The 21,686-nt window shown below is 68.8% G+C and carries 20 protein-coding genes; 7 read left to right on the forward strand and 13 right to left on the reverse strand.

Going from position 1 to position 21,686, the window contains the following annotated elements; translation table 11 throughout:
• The first annotated feature begins 49 nt into the window (after positions 1-49).
• Positions 50-457 (forward strand): tautomerase family protein, encoded by a 408-nt coding sequence (locus ACAM51_RS14145; protein WP_369640979.1) that lies wholly within the window; start codon positions 50-52, stop codon positions 455-457.
• Between the two features lie 71 nt (positions 458-528).
• Here the strand turns inward: ACAM51_RS14145 and ACAM51_RS14150 are convergent, their stop codons facing one another.
• Positions 529-1,350 (reverse strand): helix-turn-helix domain-containing protein, encoded by an 822-nt coding sequence (locus ACAM51_RS14150; RefSeq protein WP_218296436.1) that lies wholly within the window; start codon positions 1,348-1,350, stop codon positions 529-531.
• Between the two features lie 130 nt (positions 1,351-1,480).
• Between ACAM51_RS14150 and ACAM51_RS14155 the strand changes: the two genes are divergently transcribed.
• From ACAM51_RS14155 to ACAM51_RS14165, 3 genes are all read left to right on the forward strand, one after another.
• Positions 1,481-2,743 carry an MFS transporter gene (locus ACAM51_RS14155; protein WP_369640980.1) on the forward strand — a complete coding sequence of 421 codons (1,263 nt, stop codon included), beginning with the start codon at positions 1,481-1,483 and terminating at the stop codon, positions 2,741-2,743.
• Positions 2,744-2,859: 116 nt separating this feature from the next.
• Positions 2,860-3,243, forward strand: a complete 384-nt coding sequence (locus ACAM51_RS14160) for a VOC family protein (RefSeq protein WP_255591003.1) — start codon at positions 2,860-2,862, stop codon at positions 3,241-3,243.
• 147 nt (positions 3,244-3,390) lie between these two features.
• Positions 3,391-3,903 (forward strand): DUF1993 family protein, encoded by a 513-nt coding sequence (locus tag ACAM51_RS14165; RefSeq protein WP_218296439.1) that lies wholly within the window; start codon positions 3,391-3,393, stop codon positions 3,901-3,903.
• A gap of 237 nt (positions 3,904-4,140) precedes the next feature.
• Here the strand turns inward: ACAM51_RS14165 and ACAM51_RS14170 are convergent, their stop codons facing one another.
• The 7 genes from ACAM51_RS14170 to ACAM51_RS14200 all read right to left on the reverse strand — a co-directional run bounded on the left by ACAM51_RS14170 (position 4,141) and on the right by ACAM51_RS14200 (position 11,227).
• A complete protein-coding gene (locus ACAM51_RS14170; protein WP_369640981.1) occupies positions 4,141-4,479 on the reverse strand; it encodes a DUF3325 domain-containing protein in 339 nt (112 codons plus the stop codon).
• On the reverse strand, positions 4,472-6,160 hold the full coding sequence (locus tag ACAM51_RS14175; RefSeq protein WP_369640982.1) for a PepSY-associated TM helix domain-containing protein: 1,689 nt from the start codon (positions 6,158-6,160) through the stop codon (positions 4,472-4,474). The genes ACAM51_RS14170 and ACAM51_RS14175 overlap by 8 nt, the downstream gene beginning before the upstream one ends.
• A gap of 35 nt (positions 6,161-6,195) precedes the next feature.
• Positions 6,196-6,492, reverse strand: a complete 297-nt coding sequence (locus ACAM51_RS14180; RefSeq protein WP_218296442.1) for an iron uptake protein — start codon at positions 6,490-6,492, stop codon at positions 6,196-6,198.
• A gap of 292 nt (positions 6,493-6,784) precedes the next feature.
• Positions 6,785-7,663: a sugar phosphate isomerase/epimerase family protein gene (locus tag ACAM51_RS14185; protein ID WP_369640983.1), complete on the reverse strand. Its 879-nt coding sequence runs from the start codon at positions 7,661-7,663 to the stop codon at positions 6,785-6,787.
• Between the two features lie 5 nt (positions 7,664-7,668).
• On the reverse strand, positions 7,669-8,880 hold the full coding sequence (locus ACAM51_RS14190; protein WP_369640984.1) for a dihydrodipicolinate synthase family protein: 1,212 nt from the start codon (positions 8,878-8,880) through the stop codon (positions 7,669-7,671).
• Between the two features lie 84 nt (positions 8,881-8,964).
• Positions 8,965-10,128: a Gfo/Idh/MocA family protein gene (locus ACAM51_RS14195; protein ID WP_369640985.1), complete on the reverse strand. Its 1,164-nt coding sequence runs from the start codon at positions 10,126-10,128 to the stop codon at positions 8,965-8,967.
• A 106-nt stretch (positions 10,129-10,234) separates the two neighbouring features.
• Complete coding sequence (locus ACAM51_RS14200; protein WP_218296445.1) at positions 10,235-11,227, reverse strand: tripartite tricarboxylate transporter substrate binding protein; 993 nt, start codon at positions 11,225-11,227, stop codon at positions 10,235-10,237.
• Between the two features lie 232 nt (positions 11,228-11,459).
• Between ACAM51_RS14200 and ACAM51_RS14205 the strand changes: the two genes are divergently transcribed.
• On the forward strand, positions 11,460-11,888 hold the full coding sequence (locus ACAM51_RS14205; protein ID WP_218339261.1) for a GNAT family N-acetyltransferase: 429 nt from the start codon (positions 11,460-11,462) through the stop codon (positions 11,886-11,888).
• 28 nt (positions 11,889-11,916) lie between these two features.
• On the opposite strand, the gene ACAM51_RS14210 is transcribed toward ACAM51_RS14205, so the two are convergent.
• Both ACAM51_RS14210 and ACAM51_RS14215 read right to left on the reverse strand, forming a co-directional pair.
• Entirely contained in the window at positions 11,917-12,567 is a 651-nt protein-coding gene (locus ACAM51_RS14210) for a TetR/AcrR family transcriptional regulator (RefSeq protein ID WP_218339260.1), read from the reverse strand.
• 162 nt (positions 12,568-12,729) lie between these two features.
• Positions 12,730-13,191, reverse strand: coding sequence for an Lrp/AsnC family transcriptional regulator (locus ACAM51_RS14215; protein ID WP_218296717.1), 462 nt, complete (start codon positions 13,189-13,191; stop codon positions 12,730-12,732).
• Positions 13,192-13,374: 183 nt separating this feature from the next.
• Here ACAM51_RS14215 and ggt point away from each other — a divergent pair, with 183 nt between their 5' ends.
• On the forward strand, positions 13,375-15,252 hold the full coding sequence (ggt, locus tag ACAM51_RS14220) for a gamma-glutamyltransferase (RefSeq protein ID WP_369640986.1): 1,878 nt from the start codon (positions 13,375-13,377) through the stop codon (positions 15,250-15,252).
• Positions 15,253-15,429: 177 nt separating this feature from the next.
• Here ggt and ACAM51_RS14225 read toward each other — a convergent pair whose 3' ends face one another.
• Together ACAM51_RS14225 and ACAM51_RS14230 are read right to left on the reverse strand one after the other, a co-directional pair.
• On the reverse strand, positions 15,430-16,461 hold the full coding sequence (locus ACAM51_RS14225; RefSeq protein ID WP_369640987.1) for a sel1 repeat family protein: 1,032 nt from the start codon (positions 16,459-16,461) through the stop codon (positions 15,430-15,432).
• 266 nt (positions 16,462-16,727) lie between these two features.
• Positions 16,728-17,648 (reverse strand): LysR family transcriptional regulator, encoded by a 921-nt coding sequence (locus ACAM51_RS14230; RefSeq protein ID WP_369640988.1) that lies wholly within the window; start codon positions 17,646-17,648, stop codon positions 16,728-16,730.
• 145 nt (positions 17,649-17,793) lie between these two features.
• On the opposite strand from ACAM51_RS14230, the gene ACAM51_RS14235 reads away from it, so the two are divergent.
• The gene (locus ACAM51_RS14235) at positions 17,794-19,179 is read left to right on the forward strand and encodes a hypothetical protein (RefSeq protein WP_369640989.1); all 1,386 of its coding nucleotides are present in this window, start codon (positions 17,794-17,796) and stop codon (positions 19,177-19,179) included.
• A 158-nt stretch (positions 19,180-19,337) separates the two neighbouring features.
• Here ACAM51_RS14235 and ACAM51_RS14240 read toward each other — a convergent pair whose 3' ends face one another.
• Positions 19,338-21,575 (reverse strand): NADP-dependent isocitrate dehydrogenase, encoded by a 2,238-nt coding sequence (locus ACAM51_RS14240; RefSeq protein WP_218339255.1) that lies wholly within the window; start codon positions 21,573-21,575, stop codon positions 19,338-19,340.
• Positions 21,576-21,686: the final 111 nt, after the last annotated feature.

The raw sequence follows: 21,686 nt of genomic DNA on the forward strand, positions 1-21,686 counted from the left end.
CCGTTTCTGCCTATTTAATTGACTTCAGGGAACATACGAGAACACCGCCATGCCTTTCATCCGCACCCATGTTCCGCAAGACACCCCCGCCGCCACGCGCACGGCCATCGTGCAAGGCGTCCACCAGGCGCTGGTGGACAGCATCGGCATGCCGCCGGACGAGCTGTTCAACCTGGTGGCCGGCTACGCGCCCGGGGAGTTCGCCTGCAGCCGCACCTTCAACGGCGTGGCCCGCTCCGACCGCGTGGTGGTGCTCGAGATCACGCTGCGGCGCGGGCGCAGCGATGCGATGAAGCGCGCGCTGTACGCCGCCATCGCGCACAACCTGCACACCCTGGCGGGCGTGGCGCCGGCCGATGTGTTCATCTTCCTGCACGAGAACGACTATTCCGACTGGTCCGTGGGCCACGGCCGCTTTGCGATGGACCTGGTGCGGCAGCGGGGCGCGCCGGGCTGAGGGGCGTGGTCCCATCCGGCGACATCCGTTTGCTGCAAACTTGATAGCTGTTGGCGCTTTCCGGCCGTGCGTTAGGCCATGTTTTTGCCAATGAACCCGCTGGGCGGCTGCCCCATCGCCGCCTTGAACATCGCGGAGAACGCGCTTTCGCTCGCGTAGCCGCTGGCCGCCGCCACCTGGCCCACGGGCTCGCCGCGCGCCAGGCGGGGCAGGGCATGGGCCAGCACGGCCTGGCGGCGCCACTGTGCGAAGCCCATGCCGAACTGCGCGCGGAACAGGCGGGCCAGCGTGCGCTCGCTGGCGCCGCTGTCGGCCGCCCAGTGCTGCAGCGTGGCGTAGCGGCCGGGCTCGTGCAGCACGGCCTGGCACAGCGCGCGCAGGCGCTTGTCGCTGTGGGGGCCGGGCAGCGGCACGCCCAGGGCCAGGCTTTCGGCCTGGCCGATCTCATCGAGCACCAGCGCGGTCAGCGCGGCCTCGCGCGCGGGGCCGGGGTGCGGGCCGCCCACCGGGTCCAGCGCCGACACCAGCTCGCGCAGCAGGGGCGTCACGGCCATCACGCGGCAGTTCGCGCCGCCAGCCGGCACCACGCCGGGGTCGATGTAGAGCGTGCGGAAGGCGGCCGCCTCCAGCACCGCCACGGCGTGCAGCGCGCCGGGGGCGATCCACACCGCGCGCGAGGGTGGCACGATGTACGCGGTGGCGGTGCCCGGTGCGTGCACGCTCACCTGGACCACCCCGCTGGCGCAGTAGGCCAGCTGGCCCCAGGCGTGGCGGTGCGGCTCGAAATGCGTATCGGCCGGCATGTCGCGCGCCCGCACCCGCACGGGGCTGGCGGGCGTGGGGGTGAACGGGTCGGTGTCGCCCAGGGGAGCGGCTTGGCTGGTACGGGCCATGGCGGGTCGAAAAAAAGCAGAAAAAGGGGGCGTGGCCGGCGTGCCCTGGATCAACGGTTTGGCGCAAATTCGCCGAAAGCTGTCGTTCCGTCGCATTCCAGAAACCCGGGGCCAATACTACGATGCCGCCATGACCACCGCAAATGTCCACGGCCTTCCGCCTGCCTCCACCCCGCTGCGCGCCGATGCCAGCGTCATCGGGCTGGTCGGCATCGCCCACCTCATCAGCCACTACAGCCAGCTCCTGCTGGCGCCGCTGTTCCCGTGGCTCAAGGACGCGTTCCAGGTCGGCTACACCGAGCTGGGTTTCCTGATGACCATCTTCTTCGTGGTCTCGTGCGCGGTGCAGGCGGGCTCGGGCTTCGTGGTGGACCGCTTCGGGCCCCGGCCCATCCTGTTCGGCGGCCTGGCGCTGCTGGGCCTGGCGGCCTTCGGCTTCGCGGCCAGCACCAGCTACGCCATGCTCGCGGCGTTCTCGGTGCTCGCGGGCATCGGCAACGGCGTGTTCCACCCGGTGGACTACACGCTGCTCAACCGCCGCGTGAGCGCGCCGCGCCTGGGCCACGCCTACAGCGTGCACGGCATCACCGGCAGCCTGGGCTGGGCGCTCGCGCCCGCCATGCTGGTGCCCATCGCCATCGCGACATCGTGGCGCGTGGCGCTGGTGTGCGCGGGCGTGCTGGCGTTCTCGGTGCTGCTGGTGCTGCTGGCCAGCCGCCGCCACCTGGCGCTGCCGCCCATGCCGGCGCCCACCGCTGCGGCCAGGTCCGCCGCCACCGGCGCGGCCGGGCAGGGCGGCAATTTCGCGTTCCTGCGCATCCCCGCCGTGTGGATGTGCTTTGCGTTCTTCTTCTTCTACGCCGTGGCGCTGAACGTGGTGCAGGCCTTCGCCCCCGAGGCCGCGCGCCAGCTGCATGCCGTGCCCGTGGCGCTGGCCGCGATGTGCCTCACGGTCTACATGGTGGCCAGCGCGGGCGGCATGGTGCTGGGCGGCTTCCTGGCGGCCGACCCCAGCCGCTGCGAGCGCATCGTGGGCATCGGTTTCGGCCTGGCGGCCTGCGTGGCCGTGGCGCTGGCCCTGGCGCACCCGCCCGGCGCCCTGGTGCCCGTGCTGTTCGGGGTGATGGGTTTTTGCGCCGGCATCGCCGGCCCCTCGCGCGACCTGCTGGTCAAGCGCTCCACGCCCGAGGGCTCCACGGGCCGCGTCTACGGCATCGTGTATTCGGGCCTCGATATCGGCCAGGCGCTGTCGCCGCTGCTGTTCGGCGTGCTGCTCGACCAGGGCCGCTTCACCGCCGTGCTGCTGGGGCTGGCCGTGGTGCAGGGCGTGCTGATCGCCAGCGCCTTCAACGTGCGCCGGGTGCGCAGGACGGTGGCGCCGGTGGCGGCCTGAACGCGGGCCGGGCGGCCTGCTGCCGGACCCCGTGGCCGCGTGAATCTCGGTGAGAATGGCGGCGGCTGCCCCTCATCGATCCATCCGTCCATTGCGGGAGATTCACCGTGTCCACCATGCCTTCGTCCGGCGCCGTCGTCTTCGCCAAGGACATGCAGCGGCTCGCCGCGTTCTATGAAGGGCTCTGCGGCCTGAACGTGGTCCACGCCGAAAGCGACCATATCGTGCTGGAGTCTGGCGCGGTGCAGATCGTGGTCCACGCCATCCCGCAGCGGATCGCCCGGGCTATCGCCATCACGCAGCCGCCCGTGGTGCGCGAGGAGACCCCCATCAAGCTCTTTTTCGCGGTGCCGGACCTGGCCCAGGCCCGGCTGCGGGCCGTGGCGCTGGGCGGGCAGCTCGCGCCCGCGGCCAGGGAATGGGAGGCCCGGGGCTTTCGGGCCTGCGATGGCCACGACCCCGAGGGCAATGTGATCCAGCTGCGCCAGCACCTGGCCTGACACTGCCGGGCACGAGCCCAAAAGGCGGGGCGCCAGCACGGAGTGCGCCGATGTGCTGCAATGCGCTCCGGTCCCGGCGGGTAAAAAAAGGCCGCCGGGCGCCGACCCTTCCTTCCCTGTGCTTCATCCCAAGACAAGAATCCCGCCATGACATCTCCCCTCTACAACGCCAGCGTTCCCGTTCTCCGCCAGATGCTGGGCTCGCTCAAAGACATCCTGGCCAAGACCGAGGCGCACGCCACGGCGCGCAAGCTCGACCCCGACGCGCTGCTGCAGGCCCGGCTGTTCCCCGACATGTTTCCCATGGCGCGCCAGGTGCTGATCGCCTGCGACTTCGCCAAGGGCGTGGCGGCGCGGCTGGCGGGGGCGGAGGTGCCTTCGTATCCGGATGCGGACCGCCCCGGCTTTGCCGACCTGAACGAGCGCATCGACACCGTGCTGGCGTTCGTGGAAGGCCTGCCCGTGGAGGCGTTTGCCGATGCCGCCACGCGCACCATCACCATCCAGCCCGGCACCGCGCGCGAGCGGCAGTTTCCGGGCGAGCAGTACCTGCTGCACTACGGCCTGCCGCAGTTCTTCTTCCACGTGACCACGGCCTACGCGCTGGCCCGCCACAACGGCGTGGAGCTGGGCAAGCGGGACTACATGGGCAAGATTTGATGCCCCCTGAGCCGCTGCGCGGCTTCCCCCGAGGGGGAAGCACCCGGTGGCCCGGCGAAGCCGGTTCCACGGGTGCACTGGCGTGGGGGCGCGCCAGTGGTTGAGGGTGTGGCGGAATCGGGTTCGGGGAGCGTCGCCTCCCGGTATTTCACAAGCCGTTCGGGCTGAGCCTGTCGAAGCCGGGGCGCAAACATCGCACCACCCAGCCTGGGCCCGCATGAACTGCGTGCGGCGGTTTTATCGGGCCACGCCAGCGCCGCTACGCCGCACCCAGGCGATCAGCACGCCCAGCACGCGGGGCCGCCACGACAGTGTGAACGCGATGGTGAGCGCGGCACCCGCGAGCGCCATGAACCACACCAGCGACGCCATCGATGCGTGGTCCACGGCCAGGCACAGGGCCAGGGCCATGAGCAGGCCGGCGGCGCCCATCCAGCGCAGTGTGCGCACGGTGCTGCGCCGCAGGGGCTCGGTGCCGCGCACCTGCTCCCAGTGCGCATCCATCGACAGGGCCAGCCAGCCGAGGCCGACCACGTTGGCGGCCAGGGCCGCCACCAGCAGCAAGGCGTCAGGCACGGGCGGTCTCCAGCGAGGAGGCCGCGCCGCCGTCCACGGCAGGGGCGCCCAGCTGGCCCTGGGCGCGGTGCTTGAGCTTGCGCGCGGCGAGCACGGCGATGGCGCTGCTCGCCAGGATGGCCAGGTCCACGCCCGCCACGGGCCAGTAGCCGTTGCCAAGGGTGCGCAGCAGGTGGTCGCCCGTGGTCACCCAGTTGAGCAGCGCGGCCGCCACGCCCAGCACGGCGATGGCCCAGCACTGCTCGGCCCAGGCGGGGGCCATGCGCGCGCTGGCCACGGGCGCGGTGCGCCAGATGCCGTGCACGAAGGCCAGTGCCCAGGCGCCCCAGAAGATATATTGCTCCCAGTCCCCGCGCGCGGGCAGGTCGGTGGGCAGCAGGCGGTTTCCGATCAGCATGGACAGCGCGGCGATCAGCATGCCCGTCACGGTGGAGACCGCGAACGCGTCCACCCAGCGCGCTCCGGTCACGCCCTGCCTGGCGTGCTGGCGCTTGCGTTTTTCCACGAAGAAGATGAAGCCCGTGGCGATGCACACGCAGCCCGAGAGGCCGCCCAGCACATACAGCCAGCGCAGCAGCCAGTGCCGGAAATGCTGCAGGTGCAGCCCGGTGAGGAAGGTGTTGACGCTGGCCACGGGGGTCAGCGGCGGGTCTTCGCGCAGCACCTCGCCGGTGCTGGCCTTGAAGTGGATGCCGTTGCCCACGAGCGCGATGCGGTCGGTGCCCGCGCGGTACACGCTCACGTACGCATTGGCATCGCCCACGTGCTGCACGGTCAGAAAGCCCACGTCGCCCGCCATGCCCTGCGCGGCCCAGCGGCGCTGGGCCTGCGCCACCATCGCGTCCACCGACGCCAGGGTGCCGGCGGTGCCCGCGCGCTCGTGCGGCAGGCCGGTTTCTGCGGCCTCGTGTTTTTCGTGCAGCTCGTGCAGCGGGTGCAGCTGCGTGTGGGTGATGGGGAAGTAGATGCCGCCAAAGATCACCAGCCCCGAGAACGCGAAGATGAAGTGGAACGGCAGCGCCACCACGCCCGTGAGGTTGTGCAGGTCGAGCGCGCTGCGCTGCGTGTGCTTTCGGGGGCGGAAGGTGAACAGCTCGCGGAAGATCTTGCGGTGCATCACCACGCCGCTGACCAGCGCCACCAGCATCATCAGCGCGGCGAAGCCCACGATCCAGGTGCCCAGGTCCTTCCATTTGAAGTTCAGGCTGTAGTGCAGCGGGTAGAAGAACTGGCTGCCGATCTTGAGGTGGTCGTCGGGCAGCGAGGCGCCCGAGCGCGGATCGATCGTGCGGTTGCCCCAGATGGTGTTGTCGTCGGGGTCCTTGGCATTGGGCAGCTCATAGCCCGCGAACAGGCCCAGCACCGGGTCGCGGTGGGTGGTGTACGCGCCCCAGGTCTTGATGACGGGGAAGCTTTGCGCCACAGGCCCGTTCACGCGGTCCCTGGCGGCCTCGATGTTTTCCGCGCTGGGCCTCATGTCCTGGAAGGCCGGCTGCAGGATCTTGTCGAACGAGGGCATGGGCTGCGGCTCGAAGCGGGTCTGGGGAATGGCCCACCGGTCGATCTCGCGGTCGAACACCGACAGCGAGCCGAAGAAGAAAACGACCATCAGCACGAAGCCCAGCACCAGGCCGAACCAGGTGTGCAGCCAGGCCATGGTGAGCCGGAAGTTCTGGAACATGATGGGTATCTACCTCTTGGGTTCGTGCGCGCGGTTTACAGGATGGCGCGCTGCACCAGCCAGGCGGCGCCGGTCATCAGCGCCCCGCCGCCGGCCAGCACCAGCCACACGCGCTTCACGCTTGCCGCCGAAAACGCCCACAGAAAGGCCACCAGAAAGACGATGAAGCCGACGATGTAGCCCAGGGCCTCCGCATCGTGGAACTCCATCTGCGCCGCGAACAGAAGGCCGATGCCCAGCGCGATGAAGCCCCATGTGAAGGCATAGCCGCCCAGGACGCCCGCGGCGATGCGCGAAACGATGTGCAAGCGGGAAACTGCGCTGGTGGCCATGGCGAAACGGATGCGAACGGGATTGGTGATGAGATTGATTCGTAATTATGCAGCCCTTTGCACCATTTCCCCATTGCTGCCAGGGTGATGGGCAACGGCCGGCCCGCCCCGCGCGTCGCAGGCTGCGCCCTCGCACGGCCCGTGGCAGGCGAGGGCCCCGGGTGACGGCCCGCCGTGGCGCGGGCCCGGACGATGCTGTCCACGGGTCCACGGGTCCACGGGTCCACGGGTCCACAGGTCCACGCGCACCGGTGGCGCCGGGGTCCGCAGGGCGCGGAGTCGCCCCGGGGGCTCAGACCACGCTGCGGTGCCGCGTGATGCAGGTGTCCAGCGTGCCCTCGCCCGTGCGCTGCCACCAGTCCAGGGCCGAGAAGATCTCCACCTCGGCATAGCCCCCGAAGCCTGCCGCCTCGACCCACTGGCGGATCTTCTTGAGCTCGATCACGCCATCGCCCATCATCCCCCGGTCGCTGAGCAGGTCGCGCGTGGGCAGGCGCCAGTCGCAGACATGGTAGGCCAGCAGGCGTTCCTTGCCGGCGCGCGCGATCTGTTGTTCCAGCTTGGGGTCCCACCACACGTGGTACACGTCCAGCGCCACGCCCAGGCTGCCACTGCGGCTGGGGTCCAGCGCATCGCAGATGTCGAGCGCGTGCTCCAGCGTGTTGATGCAGGCGCGGTCGGCCGCCTGCATGGGGTGCAGCGGCTCGATGGCCAGCGGCATGCCCACCTGGCGCGCGTATTCCAGCGACGCGGCGATGCCGTCGACCACCTCGCCGCGCGCGCGGGCGATGTCGGTGTAGTGCGGCGTGCCTTCCAGCGCGCCGGGCAGGGCGCCCACCACCAGTACCAGGCAGGCAGCGTCGAGCGTCTTGGCCTCGTCGATGGCACGGCGGTTGTCGTCGAGCGCGGCGCGCAGGCCCGCCGTGTCAGCCGCAGGGAAGAAACCCCCGCGGCAGTAGCCCGACAGTTCCATGCCATGGGCGCGCAGCTGGCGCGCGGTAGCGTCCAGCCCCGCCGCGGCCACCTGGTCGCGCCAGGGGCTGATGGCGCGGATGCCGCGTGCGGCGCACTGGTCGATGATGCGCGCCAGCGGCACCTCGGCCCCCTGCTGCTTGCGCACGGTGGCCGTATTGATGGAGAGCCAGCGGTGGTCTTGGGTGAAATCACGCATGGCGGTCAGGCACTCACGCCGTGCAATGCCAGCAGGTGGCCCATGCGCTGCACGGCCAGTTCGGGCTGCTCCAGCAGGTCGGCCTGGTCGGCCAGCCGGAAGAGCTCGGCGAAGTGCACCAGCGAGCGCGTGCTCTGCTGCCCGCCCACCATGGTGAAGTGGCTCTGGTGGCCGTTGAGCCAGGCCATGAAGACCACGCCCGTCTTGTAAAAGCGCGTGGGCGCCGCGAAGATGTGGCGCGACAGCGGCACCGTGGGCCCCAGGATGGCGTGAAAGCGCGCCGTGTCGCCAGCGGCCAGCGCTGCGAGTGCCGCGCTCGCGGCCGGTGCGATGGCGTCGAAGATGCCCAGCAGCGCATCGCTCTGGCCCTGGCGCGGCGTGCCGCCCGCGCCGTCGCCGGCGATGAGTTCCGCGTAGTTGAAATCGTCGCCCGTGTACATGCGCACGCCCTGGCCGTCGGTGCCGCCCGTGGTGGGCAGGCGGCGGCGCATGGCGACTTCCTTGTCCTTGTCGAGCAGCGAGATCTTGATGCCGTCCACCTTGTCCGGGTGCGCGGCGATCACCGCCAGCGCCGTGTCCATGGCCGCATCCACGTCGCGCGAGCCCCAGTAGCCCGCCAGCGCCGGGTCGAACATGTCGCCCAGCCAGTGCAGTACCACGGGCTGCTGTGCCTGCGAGAGGATGCGGTCGTACACACGCTCGTAGTCGGCGGGGCTTTGCGCCACGCGGGCCAGCGCCCGGCTGGCCATCACGATGAGCTTGCCGCCGAGCTTCTCGATGGCCTCCATCTGCTCCTCGTAGCCGCGGATCACGTCGTCCACCGACTTCACCTCGTCCAGCACCAGGTGGTCCGTGCCGCAGCCCGAGGCCACGAGCGCGCCCGGCCCGAAGTCGCGCGCCGCGTCGAGCGAGCGGCGGATCAGCTCCAGCGAGGTGGGCCAGTCCAGCCCCATGCCGCGCTGCGCGGTGTCCATGGCCTCGGCCACGCCCAGGCCCAGCGACCACAGGCGCTGGCGGTAGGCGATGGTCGCGTCCCAGTCCACCGCGCACTGCAGCCAGGGGTCGATGGCCGCCAGCGGGTTGGCCACCACGTGGGCCGCCGAGTAGGCGATGCGGTTGAACGCCACGCCCCGCTGTGGCGCGACCAGCGGGCGGCCTTGCAGGGTGTAGGGGCTGATGCGGCCATCGGCCGTGGGCAAGGGGAGGCTGAAGGCCATGGTGTACTCGCAGAAATTTGAATGAAATTGGCCTCTAGCGCTTATCCAGCAAGCGCTAGCAGCTATCAAAACAGTAATCGGTGGTTAAGCTTGCAGGGGGGCCACATCGACCCAGCGGCGTTCCTTCCAGCTTTCCAGCGCGGCTTCGACCAGCTGCACGCCCTTGGCGCCTTCAGGCAGGGTCCAGCGGTACGGCGCGTCTTCCACCACATGGCGGATGAAGTGCTCCCACTGAATCTTGAAGCCGTTGTCGTAGACCTGCGAGTCCGGGATCTCCTGCCACTGGTCGAAGAAGTTCATGGTCTGCTTCTCGTCGGGGTTCCACACCGGGCGGGGCGTGGCCACGCGGCTTTGCGCGCGGCAGCTTGACAGGCCGGCGACGGCCGATCCGTCGGTGCCGTCCACGTGGAAGGTCACCAGGTCGTCGCGCCGCACGCGCGTGGCCCAGCTCATGTTGAGCTGCGCGATCACGTTCTCGCCGTTGTGGCCCGTGAGTTCGCAGGTGGCGTAGGCCGCGTCGTCGGCCGTGGCCTGGTACGGTTGGCCGGCCTCGTCCCAGCGCGTGGGGATGTGCGTGGCGCCGATGCAAGACACCGACTTCACCTCGCCGAACAGGTTGTCCAGCACGTAGCGCCAGTGGCACATCATGTCCAGGATCATGCCGCCGCCGTCTTCGCTGCGATAGTTCCAGCTCGGGCGCTGGATGGGCTGCAGGTCGCCCTCGAAGACCCAGTAGCCGAACTCCAGGCGCACGCTCAGCATGCGGCCGAAGAAGCCCGCGCGGCGCAGCATGTCCAGCTTGCGCAGGCCGGGCAGAAAGAGCTTGTCCTGCACCGCCCCGTGCTTGAGGCCCGAGCCCGAGGCCAGGCGCGCGATCTCCACCGCTTCGTTCAGGTTGGTGGCGATGGGCTTTTCGCAGTACACGTGCTTGCCCGCACGGATCGCCTTGGCCAGCAGGGTGGGGCGCATCTGCGTGGTGCCGGCATCGAAGAACACCGTGTCCTCCGGGTTGGAGAGCGCGGCGTCCAGGTCCGTGCCCCAGCGGGCGATGCCGTGGGCCTTGGCCAGCGCCTCCATCTTCTCGGCATTGCGGCCGATGAGGATGGGGTCGGGCATCACGCGGTTGCCGTTGGAAAGCACCACGCCGCCCTGCGCGCGGATGGCGCAGATGGAGCGGATCAAGTGCTGGTTCATGCCCATGCGGCCGGTGACGCCGTGCATGATGAGTCCGAGTCGTTGGGTTGCCATGGCGGTGGTGCTTTCGTTCAGTTCAAGGTTGCAAAAAAATTGGGCAAAGGCGCGGCCTGGCCACCCCCACGGCAGGGGCTGGCGGTGCGGTGCGGCGCGAAGGGAATTACTGTGTGGGCGAGAGTCCGGCGGCCTTCACCAGCGTGGCGTTGCTCTTGATCTCGTCCTTGATGTAGGCATCGAACTGCTCGGGCTTGAGCGTCCAGGCATCGGCGCCGAGCTTCAAGAAGCGCTCCTTCACCTCGGGCGTGGCCAGCGCCTTCACCACCTCGTCGTGCAGGCGGTTGACGATGTCGCGCGGCGTCTTGGCCGGCACCATCATCCCGATCCAGAAGTTGAATTCCGAACCGGGCACGCCGGCCTCGGCCGTGGTGGGCACGTCGGGCAGGGCGGCCGCGCGCTTGGGCGAGCCCACGGCCAGCGCCAGCAGCTGGCCGTCCTTGATCTGGCCGATGACGGGCGCGATGGGCGAGAAGTAGTAGTCCACGCGGCCCGACAGCACCTCGGTCACGGCCTCGGCCGAGCCCTTGAAGGGGATGTTCTGCGCGTCGATCTTGGCGGCCAGCTTGAACTTCTCGGCGTTCAAATGCGTGGCGCTGCCCTGGCCGGCCGAGGCGAAGTTCACCGTGCCGGGCTTGGCCTTGGCCGTGGCGACCAGGTCCTGCAGCGTCTTGATGCCCTTGGCGGGCGAGATCACCAGCGCATTGGGCAGCGACGAGATCGGCGTCACGCCCGCGAAGTCGCCCACCGTGTCGAACGGCAGCTTGGCGAAGGTCGAGGGGCTCACCGTGTGCGACGACGAATGGATCATCACCGTGTAGCCGTCCGGCGCCGCCGTGGCCACGGCCTGCTGGCCGATGGTGCCGCTGGCGCCGCCGCGGTTGTCCACCACCAGCGTCTGGCCCATGCTCTGACCCATCTTGTCGGCGATGGCGCGCGCAATGATGTCGGTGGTGCTCCCCGCCGCAAACGGCACGATCACGCGGATCGGCTTGGTCGGGTAGCCGCCTTGCGCCAGGGCGCCGAAGGACAGGGTGGTGAGCGCGGCCGCCGCCAGGGCGGTGGCCGCAGCGCGGCGGGTGGTGCGGGTGATGGGCATGGATTTGTCTCCGTGGGCAGGCTTGGACTTGCTCTTTAATTCACTGAATGGTGAATAGAGTGCATTTTTCAGGAACGCGCCCTGCACGTCAACGCGGTTCGGCGCGTTGAAATTAGGGGTTTACCCGCATCCGTGGGATGCGCGCGGCCCGGGGCCTGTCGCCGTGGAGGAGCCAACCGCCGCGCGGCCAGGCGTGCCGCGAGGTGCCCGGCTGGTCCCGTAGAGTCAGGCCATGGGCTATCAAATTTCGACCGACAAGACCGTGACGTGGCGGGAGTTTTCTGCGCTGATGGCGGCGGTGGGCTGGGGCGAGCACGACGAAGCCTTGTTCCTTCGCTCCTGCCGCGCGTACCCCCTGGTGGCCCATGCGCGGATGGATGACGGCGCGGTGGTCGGCTACGTCTCCGCCTTCAGCGACGGGGCGTTCTCTACCATGCTGGGTGAACTGGTGGTCCACCCCGCCGTACAGGGCAGGGGCATCGGACGGGCGCTCATGCAGCGGATCGAGCTGGAGTTCCCTGGCGTGCCCATCTACGTGAAGGCGATGGGCGGGGCAAGGCACTTCTTTTCAGCGTGTGGCTACCGGGAGCCCCAGGCGCAGGTCACCGTGATGTTCAAGCGGCCGCCGCCCCCGGGTCATGACCGCGAAGGCGGGCTGTAGACGAAGCTTGGGGACCGGGCCGTCGGGCTCAGCCGAGCAGCACGTACCCGAGGATCACATCGCACATGTGCGAAAGCCGCTCGCTGCGCGCCTTCGGGGCCATGAGGTCGCGCCCGAAGATCGCCGACAGCGTGTGGTTGTTCGACAGGTAGAAGTACGACAGCCCGGCGATGGACACGTACAGCTGCAGCGGATCCACCCCGCCGCGGAAGCTGCCCTCGCGCCGCCCACGCTCCAGCACCTCGCCCAGCGTGGCGATCAACGGCGAGTTCATCTCGCGCGCGCGCTGCGACTCCTGCAGATGGCGCGCCCTGTGCAGGTTGGCGCTGTTGAGCAGCGTGAGGAACTGGGGGTTCTCCAGGTAGTAGGTCCAGGTGAACTCCACCAGCCGCCGGATGGCGGTCGCGGGCGGGAGGTCCAGCAGGTTGAGCTTGCGCTCTTCCTCGCGGATGTGCAGGTAGGCCTGCTCCAGCACGGCCTGGAAGAGCTTTTCCTTGTCCTCGAAGTAGTAGTAGATCAGCCGCTTGTTCAGGCCCGCCCGCTCGGCGATGCGGTCCATGCGCGCGCCGCCCAGGCCGTGTTCGGCGAACTCGTCGCGCGCGGCGCTGAAGATCACGCCCTGGGAGCGGTCGGCATCCCGCTGGCGCTCCTTGGCGGGGGTCTCGGTGTCTTTGGTCATGCCCGAATAGTTCACTATTTGGTTAACAAAATCCAGTGCATGCTGGATTCAGGGGGCCAGGGGCGGTGATGCGGGTGTGGCGGCATCAGGTGGCGCGGACTGGATTGTGCCGCGCAGCCGGCCTGCCGGCCGGGCGCAATGCTGCCCCTGCCCGGCAGGGCGTCATTGCGCGTAGTCCAGCGGCAGCGCGGTGGTGAACTTGATCTCTTCCATCGCGAAGCTCGAGCTCACGTCCGACAGCGCCACGGCCTGCGTCAGCCGCCTGTAGACCGCATCGTAGGCGCGGATGTCGGGCACCACCACGCGCAGCAGGTAGTCCACGTCGCCGCTCATGCGGTAGAACTCCACGATCTCGGGAATGCCCATCACCACGTCGCGCAGGGTCTCGAACCACTGCTGGTGGTGCTGGTTGGTCTTGATGGCCACGAACACGGTCACGCCCACATTGACCTTGCGCGGGTCCACCAGCGCCACGTGGCGTGTGATGAACCCCTTCTCGCGCAGCCACTGGATGCGACGCCAGCAGGGCGTGTTGGACAGGTGCACGGCATCGGCCAGCTCGGCCAGCGGCGTCTCGGCGTCGTGCTGCAGCAGGGCAAGCAATTGGCGGTCGATGGAATCCAGATTCTGTTTCACGGCAAATAAGGAAATCTGTTTCTCGCATTTGGCGTGAAATGGGGCATAAAAGCAAAATGATTTTCATCAAGTCGTCACATACTTGATGGGCGTTCCCGGCGCCCCCGGGCCGTCCGCCGTGCCCCACAGGGCGGCGGTTTCACCACCCTCCCTTTCCAAGGACCTTTCACCATGACGGCTTCTGTCTTTCGACGCCAACCCACCCGCTGGGGCCTGGGCATCGCCGCGCTGGCCCTGCTGGCCGCCTGCGGCGGCAATGACGGCCCCGGCACGCCGGTGGCCAACCCCGAGCCCGTCGAGCAGTACGTGCCGCCGGAGCCGCCCTCGGGCTACACGCCCAAGGCCATCAGCTACGCCAACAAGGACATGGTGTCCACCGCCAACCCGCTGGCCACCAAGGCCGGGGTCGACATCCTGGCCAAGGGCGGCACGGCGCTGGACGCGGCGATCGCCGTGCAGATGGTGCTGAACCTGGTGGAGCCGCAGTCGTCGGGCATCGGCGGGGGCGCGTTCATGCTGCACTTCGACAAGGGTGCCAACAAGCTGCTCGCCTATGACGGCCGCGAAACCGCGCCCAAGGCGGCCACGCCCAATCTCTTCATCGGCGCGGACGGCAAGCCGCTGGCGTTTCTGGCGGCGGTGGATGGCGGCCTCTCGGTGGGCACGCCCGGCGTGCTGCGCATGCTCGAAGCCGCGCACAAGGTGCACGGCAAGCTGCCCTGGAAGGACCTGTTCGAGCCCGCGATCCAGCTCAGTGAAAACGGCTTTGCGATCTCGCAGCGCATGAGCGTGTCCATCGCCGGCTCGGCCGCGCGCATCAAGGCGCAGGGCGAGCCCGGCGCCAGCTACTTCCTCAATGCCGACGGCACGGCCAAGGCGGCCGGCACGCTGCTCAAGAACCCCGAACTGGCCGCCACGCTCAGGACCATTGCCGCGGGCGGCGCCAACGCGTTCTACCAGGGCGACATCGCCAAGGACATCGTGGCCAAGGTGGCGGGCCACCCCACCAACCCCGGCAAGCTGTCGCTGGACGATCTGAGCAGCTACACCCACAAGGTGCGCGAGCCCGTCTGCGGCGTGTACCGCACCCAGTACCGCGTGTGCGGCATGCCCGCGCCCAGCTCGGGCGGCATCGCCGTGCTGCAGACGCTGGGCCTGCTGCAGGGCTTCGACCTGGCGGCCATGAAGCCCAACACGCTGGATGCGGTGCACGTGGTGTCCGAGGCCTACCGCCTGGCCTATGCCGACCGCGCGCTGTATGTGGCCGACCCTGACTTCGTGAACGTGCCGCAGGCCGGCCTGGTCAACGCCGACTACCTGCGCGAGCGCGCCAAGCTCATCAGCCTGAGCAAGAGCATCGGCACCCCCGTGGCGGGCACACCGCCGGGCGTGAGCGGCGTCAAGGGGCAGGACAACTCGCTGGCCCTGCCATCGACCACCCACCTGTCCATCATCGACAACGCGGGCAACGCGGTGTCCATGACGACCACCATCGAGAACGGCTTCGGCAGCCTGCAGATGGTGCGGGGCTTCCTGCTGAACAACCAGCTCACCGACTTCTCGTTCACCGCCACCGACGCTGCAGGCTTGCCCATCGCCAACAGCGTTCAGCCCGGCAAGCGCCCGCGCAGCTCGATGGCGCCCACGATCATCTTCAACGCGGCCACCGGAGACCTGGAAGGCGCCATCGGCTCGCCCGGCGGCAGCGCCATCATCCAGTACACCGCCAAGAGCATCCTGGGCATGACGGACTGGGGGCTGAACGTGCAGCAGGCGATCAACCTGCCCAACTTCGGCGCGCAGACCAACGCGACCACGTCCATCGAAAAGGGTTCGGTCATCGACACGGCCGCCATCCGCGACGGCCTCAAGGCGCGGGGCCACACCGTGGCGCAGACCGACACCTTCACGAGCGGCCTGCACGGCGCGGTATTCAACGGCCTGCGGTCCAATGGCAATGCCGGCCTGCTGGCGCGCAACCCCGGCGCGGGCACGTATGCGGGCGGCGCGGACCCGCGCCGTGAGGGCACGGCCCAGGGCAACAACTGAGGACACCGTGGCGGCCTGAGCCGCCACGGCGGCACCGCAGTGCGGTGTCCCTTGGGAAAATGCCCCTGGCGTAGGATGGATGGTGGGTTTTCGCTATTCAAAATATAGCAACTGCCGCCGCCATACCCTGGGGCTGCTCCGGTGCCGCTGCTCCAGGCGGCACCGCCTGCCAGGGCATCAATCCGGTGTGCCGTCGCGCGGCTCGGCCGCCTTGCGCGCCCATTCGCGCGCCAGGGCCGCGTTGCGCGGCACGCCTTCTCCGCGGGCGTACATCAGCGACAGGTTTCGCTGGGCCTTGGCATGTCCCTGCCCGGCCGCCTGCTGGTACCAGTGCACGGCCTGCTTCTTGTCCCGTGCCACGCCGTCGCCTTCGTCATAGGACACGGCCAGATTGAACTGGGCCTTGGCATGGTCCTGCCCGGCCGCCTGGCGGTACCAGTGCACGGCCTCCTTCTTGTCCTGGGCGATGCCCTCGCCCGCGTCGTAGGCGAGCCCCAGGTGGTACTGCGCGGATGCAAGGTCGTTCTCCGCCGCGCGCCGGTACCAGTGCACGGCCTGCGCCAGGTCCTTGGGCACCCCGTCACCGTGGTAGAACGCCATGCCGAGCTGGAACTGCGATTCGGGATGGTCCTTCTCGGCGGCCTTGCGGTACCACTGCACGGCCTGCCGGGGGTCTTTGTCGACCCCCTCGCCCTTGTCGTACGAAATGCCCAGGTTGTACTGCGCATCGAGGTGGCCCTGGGCCGCCGCCTTGCGGTACCACTCCACCGCCTTGCGGAAGTCCTGCGGCACCCCCTCGGCCTTGTCATAGGACACCGCCAGGTTGTATTGCGCCTGGGCGTGGCCGAGGTCCGCCGCCTTGCGGTACCACTGGGCGGCCTGCACCCGGTCCTGCGGCACGCCCAGCCCCTCGTCGTAGGACACGCCCAGCTCGTACATCGCATCCGTGTGGCCCTGCTGGGCGGCCTTGAGGTACCAGCCCACCGCCGTGGCTTCGTTCAGCGCCACGCCGCGGCCTGCGTCGTACATGCGGCCGAGGTGGTACTGGGCGTCTGCATGGCCGGCCTGCGCGGCGGGACGCAATTCCTTCAGGGCTGTGGCGTATTCCCCGCGCTCATAGGCGCGGACTCCCTCTTTCGGGCCCGCCGCGGCGGGCCCTGCGGCGCACAGCAGCGCACCCAGGCAGGCGGCGGACACGAGGGAGGACAAGGAGGGGGGCAGACGTGGCATAAAAAGTAGATGGGGCGATGGGCCTGGGGGCGGCCAGAAAAACGCGGATGCGGACAAGCAGGGGCCCGCCGTTCGGCGCCGCCCACCTGCCACCGGGGGGCGCAGCAGGGCACGGCGGGGACGGCGCGCGGCACCGGCGGCGGCGCCAGTGTGCCCGCACGCATCGGCCGTGTGGGGTTTGTTGCTGCCAGTTACACGTGGGCGCCGCAGCGCGAGATCGCCATGGCCAACCGGTCCCCCCGGCGTCAGGGCGTGCCCTGCCGCGCCAGCGTGTTGAGCAGCGCGGTGAAGGTGGCCGTGGGCCCCATGTTGTCCGCCGAGCGGTACACCAGGGTGAGCGGCACGTCCAGCCGCCCGCCGTCCACCAGCGGGCGGTACGCGATCGCGTGGCGGTGCACGCCCACCATCGACGACGGCACCACCGAGATGCCGGTGCCCGCCGCCACGAGATTCAGGTTGGTCAGCATGCGCGCAACTTCCGCCACCACCCGGGGGCGCACGCCTTCCTCGTCGCACAGGGCCAGCAGGTTGGCGTACAGGCCCGGGGCACCAGGACGGCGCACCAGGATCATGGGCTCGCCCTCCAGGTCCGCGATGCGGATGGCCAGCGGCTTGCCGCGCCGCTGGCGCAGCGCCAGCGGGTGGTCGATGGGCAGGGCCACCATGGCGGGCTCGTGCTGCAGGGTGTCGAACGCCAGGCCCTCGGGGCGGGCCACCGGCACGCGCAGCAGGCCGCAATGCAGGCGGCTCTCGGCCACGGCCTCGGTGATCTCGGCGGCGTTGTTCTCGCCGATCTCCAGCACCAGACCGGGGTGCCGCGCGCGGCACTCGCGCAGGGCGAATGGCGTGAACTCGTGCGCGGCCGCCGAGCTGGTGAAGGCGATGGCCAAGCGCCCGGTCTTGCCCTCGGCCAGCAACTGCATGCGGCCTTGCAGCGCATCGAAGTCGTGCACCAGGCGCGTGGCGTCGGCCTGCAGCGCGCGGCCCGCTTCGGTCAGTGCCACGCCCTTGGCATGGCGTTTGAACAGGGCCATGCCCACGGTGCTTTCGAGCGCCTTGATCTGCTGGCTCAGCGGTGGCTGGGCCATGCCCAGCTGCTCGGCGGCGCGGGTCATGTGCCCGGCTTCTGCCACGGCGAGAAAGTAGCGGAGCTGGCGGATGTCCATGTCAGCAGTGCAATGGCTCAGGGAGCGGGTTCATATGCAAATCGTATCGGATATTGGAGATTTGCCTATTTGACGTATCGGAGCCCCGTTTCTACGATGCGCAGCAGCTGCCCACCGCCACCATCATTTCAACGGAGACCTTCCCATGACTGCTTTGCCGCCGCTTCGCGCCTGGCCACGCCGGACCGTGGCCGTACCGGCCGCCCTGGCAGCCGCCGTCTTTTTGGCTGGCTGCGCGCCGGTTGTCACCCAACCCCAGGCGGTGGCGGAGGCCGCACCCGTCGCCACGCCCTGCCCCAAGGACCTGGCGCCCATTGCCCGCTGCCTGTCGGGCCAGGATTCCGCAGGGGCTTACTACTTCATCGCCATGCCGCAGCAGTGGAACGGCCACCTGGTGCTGCACGCCCACGGCGGCCCGGCGCTGGGCGCGCCCAGGATGGAGCGCGCGGTGGAGGACCTGGAGCGCTGGTCCATCATGGTCCGTGCGGGCTACGCCTGGGCGGGCAGCACCTTCCGCCAGGGCGGCGTGGGGGTGCGCGCGGCGGCGGAAGATACCGAGCGCCTGCGCAAGATCTTCGTGCAGCAGGTGGCCCGGCCGCAGCGTACCATCCTGCACGGCCAGTCGTGGGGCGCCAGCGTGGCGGCCAAGGGGGCCGAGATGTTCCAGGCCACGGCCGGCGGCCAGCGCCCCTACGATGCCGTGCTGCTGACCAGCGGCGTGCTCGCGGGCGGCACCCGCTCGTACGACTTCCGCACCGATCTGCGCGTGGTCTACCAGTACCTGTGCAACAACCACCCCCGCCCCACCGAGGCGGCGTACCCGCTCAACATCGGCCTGCCGCGCGATGCGGCCATGACGCAGGCGGATCTGGCGGCGCGCGTGAACGAATGCCTGGCGCTGAACCGGCCCGCTGCAGAGCGCACGCCCGAGCAGCAGCGCAAGGTCAAGACCATCGTGGATGTGATCCGCATCCCCGCCAGCTCCATCCAGGGCCACATGAACTGGGCCACGTTCCACTACCGCGACGTGGTGCAGCACCGCACCGGTGGCGCGAGCCCGTTTGGCAACCGGGGCGTGCAGTACAAGGGCTCTCCCGACGATGCGGCCCTGAACGCCGCCGTGCTGCGCTACCGCGCGGACCCGGCCGCCGTGGCGCGGTTTGCGCAGGACACGGACCTCGGTGGCCGCATTCCCGTGCCCGTGCTCACCGTGAAAGGCGTGGAGGACCCCACGGCCTTTGTCGAGCTGGATGCGGCTTTCAAGGCCACCATGGAGCAGGGCGGCAGCGCGGCGCGCCTGGTGCAGACCTTCACCCAGCACCATACCCACAGCTACCTGAGCGATCCCACCTACCCGGCGCTGATGTCCGCCTTGCTGCGCTGGGTGGACGAGGGCGTGAAGCCCACGCCCGAGGGTATCGCTGCGCAGTGCCCGGCCTTCGAGGCGCAGTTCGGCAAGGGCTGTGCGTTCCTGCCTGCTTACCTGCCCGCGGCGCTGAACACCCGCGTGGCCGACCGCGACCGGCCCTGATCCTGGGGCGGTAGCCACGCCACTTACTTGTCTCCACCGCCTGCGACATGAACGGTGGCTCCGCTGCGGGCCGCCTTGTCATCCTGGTGCGGTCGGGCAATGAAAAAAGGCCCCGACGGGCGGGGCCTTTTTAGGGGGCGGGCGGCTTGGCTGGTTGTTTACGCAGCCACGGTCTTCAGCGCCGCGTTCAGCGTCTTGCTGGGGCGCATCACGGCGTCCAGCTTGGCGGTGTCGGGCAGGTAGTAGCCGCCGATGTCGGCGGGCGCACCCTGCACCGCAGCCAGCTCGGCCACGATGGTCTGTTCGTCGGCGGCCAGTTGCTTGGCCAGCGGCGCGAACAGCTTGGCCAGGTCGGCATCGTCGGTCTGCGCGGCCAGTTCCTGCGCCCAGTACAGGGCCAGGTAGAACTGGCTGCCACGGTTGTCGAGCTGGCCGGTCTTGGGCGAAGGGTTCTTGTTGTTGTCCAGGAGCTTGCCCGTGGCGGCATCCAGCGTCCTGGCCAGCACCTTGGCCTTGGCGTTGCCGGTCTTCAGGCCCAGGTCTTCCAGCGACACGGCCAGCGCCAGGAACTCGCCCAGCGAATCCCAGCGCAGGTGGTTTTCTTCCACCAGCTGCTGCACGTGCTTGGGGGCCGAGCCGCCCGCGCCGGTTTCGTACATGCCGCCACCGGCCATCAGGGGCACGATGGACAGCATCTTGGCCGAGGTGCCCAGTTCCATGATGGGGAACAGGTCGGTCAGGTAGTCGCGCAGGATGTTGCCGGTGGCGCTGATGGTGTCCTGGCCGCGGATCACGCGCTCCAGCGTGTAGCGCATCGCACGCACCTGGCTCATGATCTGGATGTCCAGGCCCGCCGTGTTGTGCTCGTGCAGGTACATCTTGACCTTGGTGATCAGCTGCGCTTCGTGCGGGCGGTACGAGTCGAGCCAGAACACCACGGGCATGCCGGAGTTGCGGGCGCGGTTCACGGCCAGCTTGACCCAGTCGCGGATCGCGGCGTCCTTGACCTGGCACATGCGCCAGATGTCGCCGGCTTCCACGTTCTGGGAGAGCAGCACTTCGCCGGTGGCCAGATCGGTGATGTTGGCCACGCCGTCTTCGGTGATCTCAAACGTCTTGTCGTGCGAGCCGTACTCTTCGGCCTGCTGGGCCATCAGGCCCACGTTGGGCACCGTGCCCATGGTCTTGGGGTCGAACGCGCCGTGCCACTTGCAGAAGTTGATGATCTCCTGGTAGATGCGGGCAAAGGTCGATTCGGGCATCACGGCCTTTACGTCCTTCAGGCGGCCGTCGGCACCCCACATCTTGCCGCCGTTGCGGATCATCGCGGGCATGGACGCGTCCACGATGATGTCGTTGGGCGAGTGGAAATTGGTGATGCCCTTGGCCGAATCGACCATGGCCAGCTCTGGGCGGCCTTCGTGGCAGGCGTGCAGGTCTTTCAGGACTTCTTCGCGCTGGGCCGTGGGCAGCGTGGCGACCTTTTCGTACAGGTTGGCCATGCCGTTGTTCACGTTCACGCCCAGCTCTTCGAACAGCTTGCCGTGCTTGGCGAACGCGTCCTTGTAGAAGATCTTCACGCAGTGGCCGAACACGATGGGGTGGGACACCTTCATCATCGTGGCCTTCACGTGCAGCGAGAACATCACGCCGGTCTTGCGCGCGTCTTCGATTTCCTTTTCGTAGAACTCGACGAGCGCCTTCTTGCTCATGAACATGCTGTCGATGATCTCGCGGTCCAGCAGCGAGACCTTGGGTTTGAGCACCACGGTCTTGCCGCTCTTGGTGATCAGCTCCATCTTCACGTCGCGGGCGCGGTCCAGCGTCATGGACTTTTCGCCATGGTAGAAGTCGCCGGCGTGCATGTGCGACACATGCGAACGCGAGGCCTGGCTCCAGTCGGCCATGCTGTGCGGGTTCTTGCGCGCGTATTCCTTCACGGCCTTGGGGGCGCGGCGGTCGGAGTTGCCTTCGCGCAGCACGGGGTTCACGGCCGAGCCGATGCAGCGGGCATACCGCGCGCGGATCGCCTTTTCTTCTTCGGTCTTGGGATCTTCCGGGTAGTCAGGGATCGCATAGCCCTTGCCCTGCAGCTCCTTGATGCAGGCCTGCAACTGGCCCACCGAGGCGCTGATGTTGGGCAGCTTGATGATGTTGGCATCGGCCTGCAGGGTCTTCTTGCCCAGCTCTGCCAGGGTGTTGGGCACCTTCTGTTCGGCGGTCAGCGATTCGGGGAACTCGCCCAGCACGCGCGCGGCCACGGAGATGTCGCTCTCGGTCACGTTGATGCCCGCAGGCGCCGCAAAGGTGCGGATGATGGGCAGGAAGGAAGCCGTGGCCAGACGGGGTGCTTCGTCGGTCAGGGTGTAGATGATGGTCGGTTGCTGGGTCGTCATGGCTTGTCTCACGAAACAGAGTATGTAAATGTCCCCGGCCGGGTCGCAGCGGGGCCAAACGCGGATGCTCTCTGATTCTCCTTCCTTGCGGCGTTCCGTGCCCCCTGTTTT

Origin of the sequence: Acidovorax sp. A79, assembly GCF_041154505.1 — a bacterium.
Lineage (GTDB): Bacteria > Pseudomonadota > Gammaproteobacteria > Burkholderiales > Burkholderiaceae_C > Acidovorax.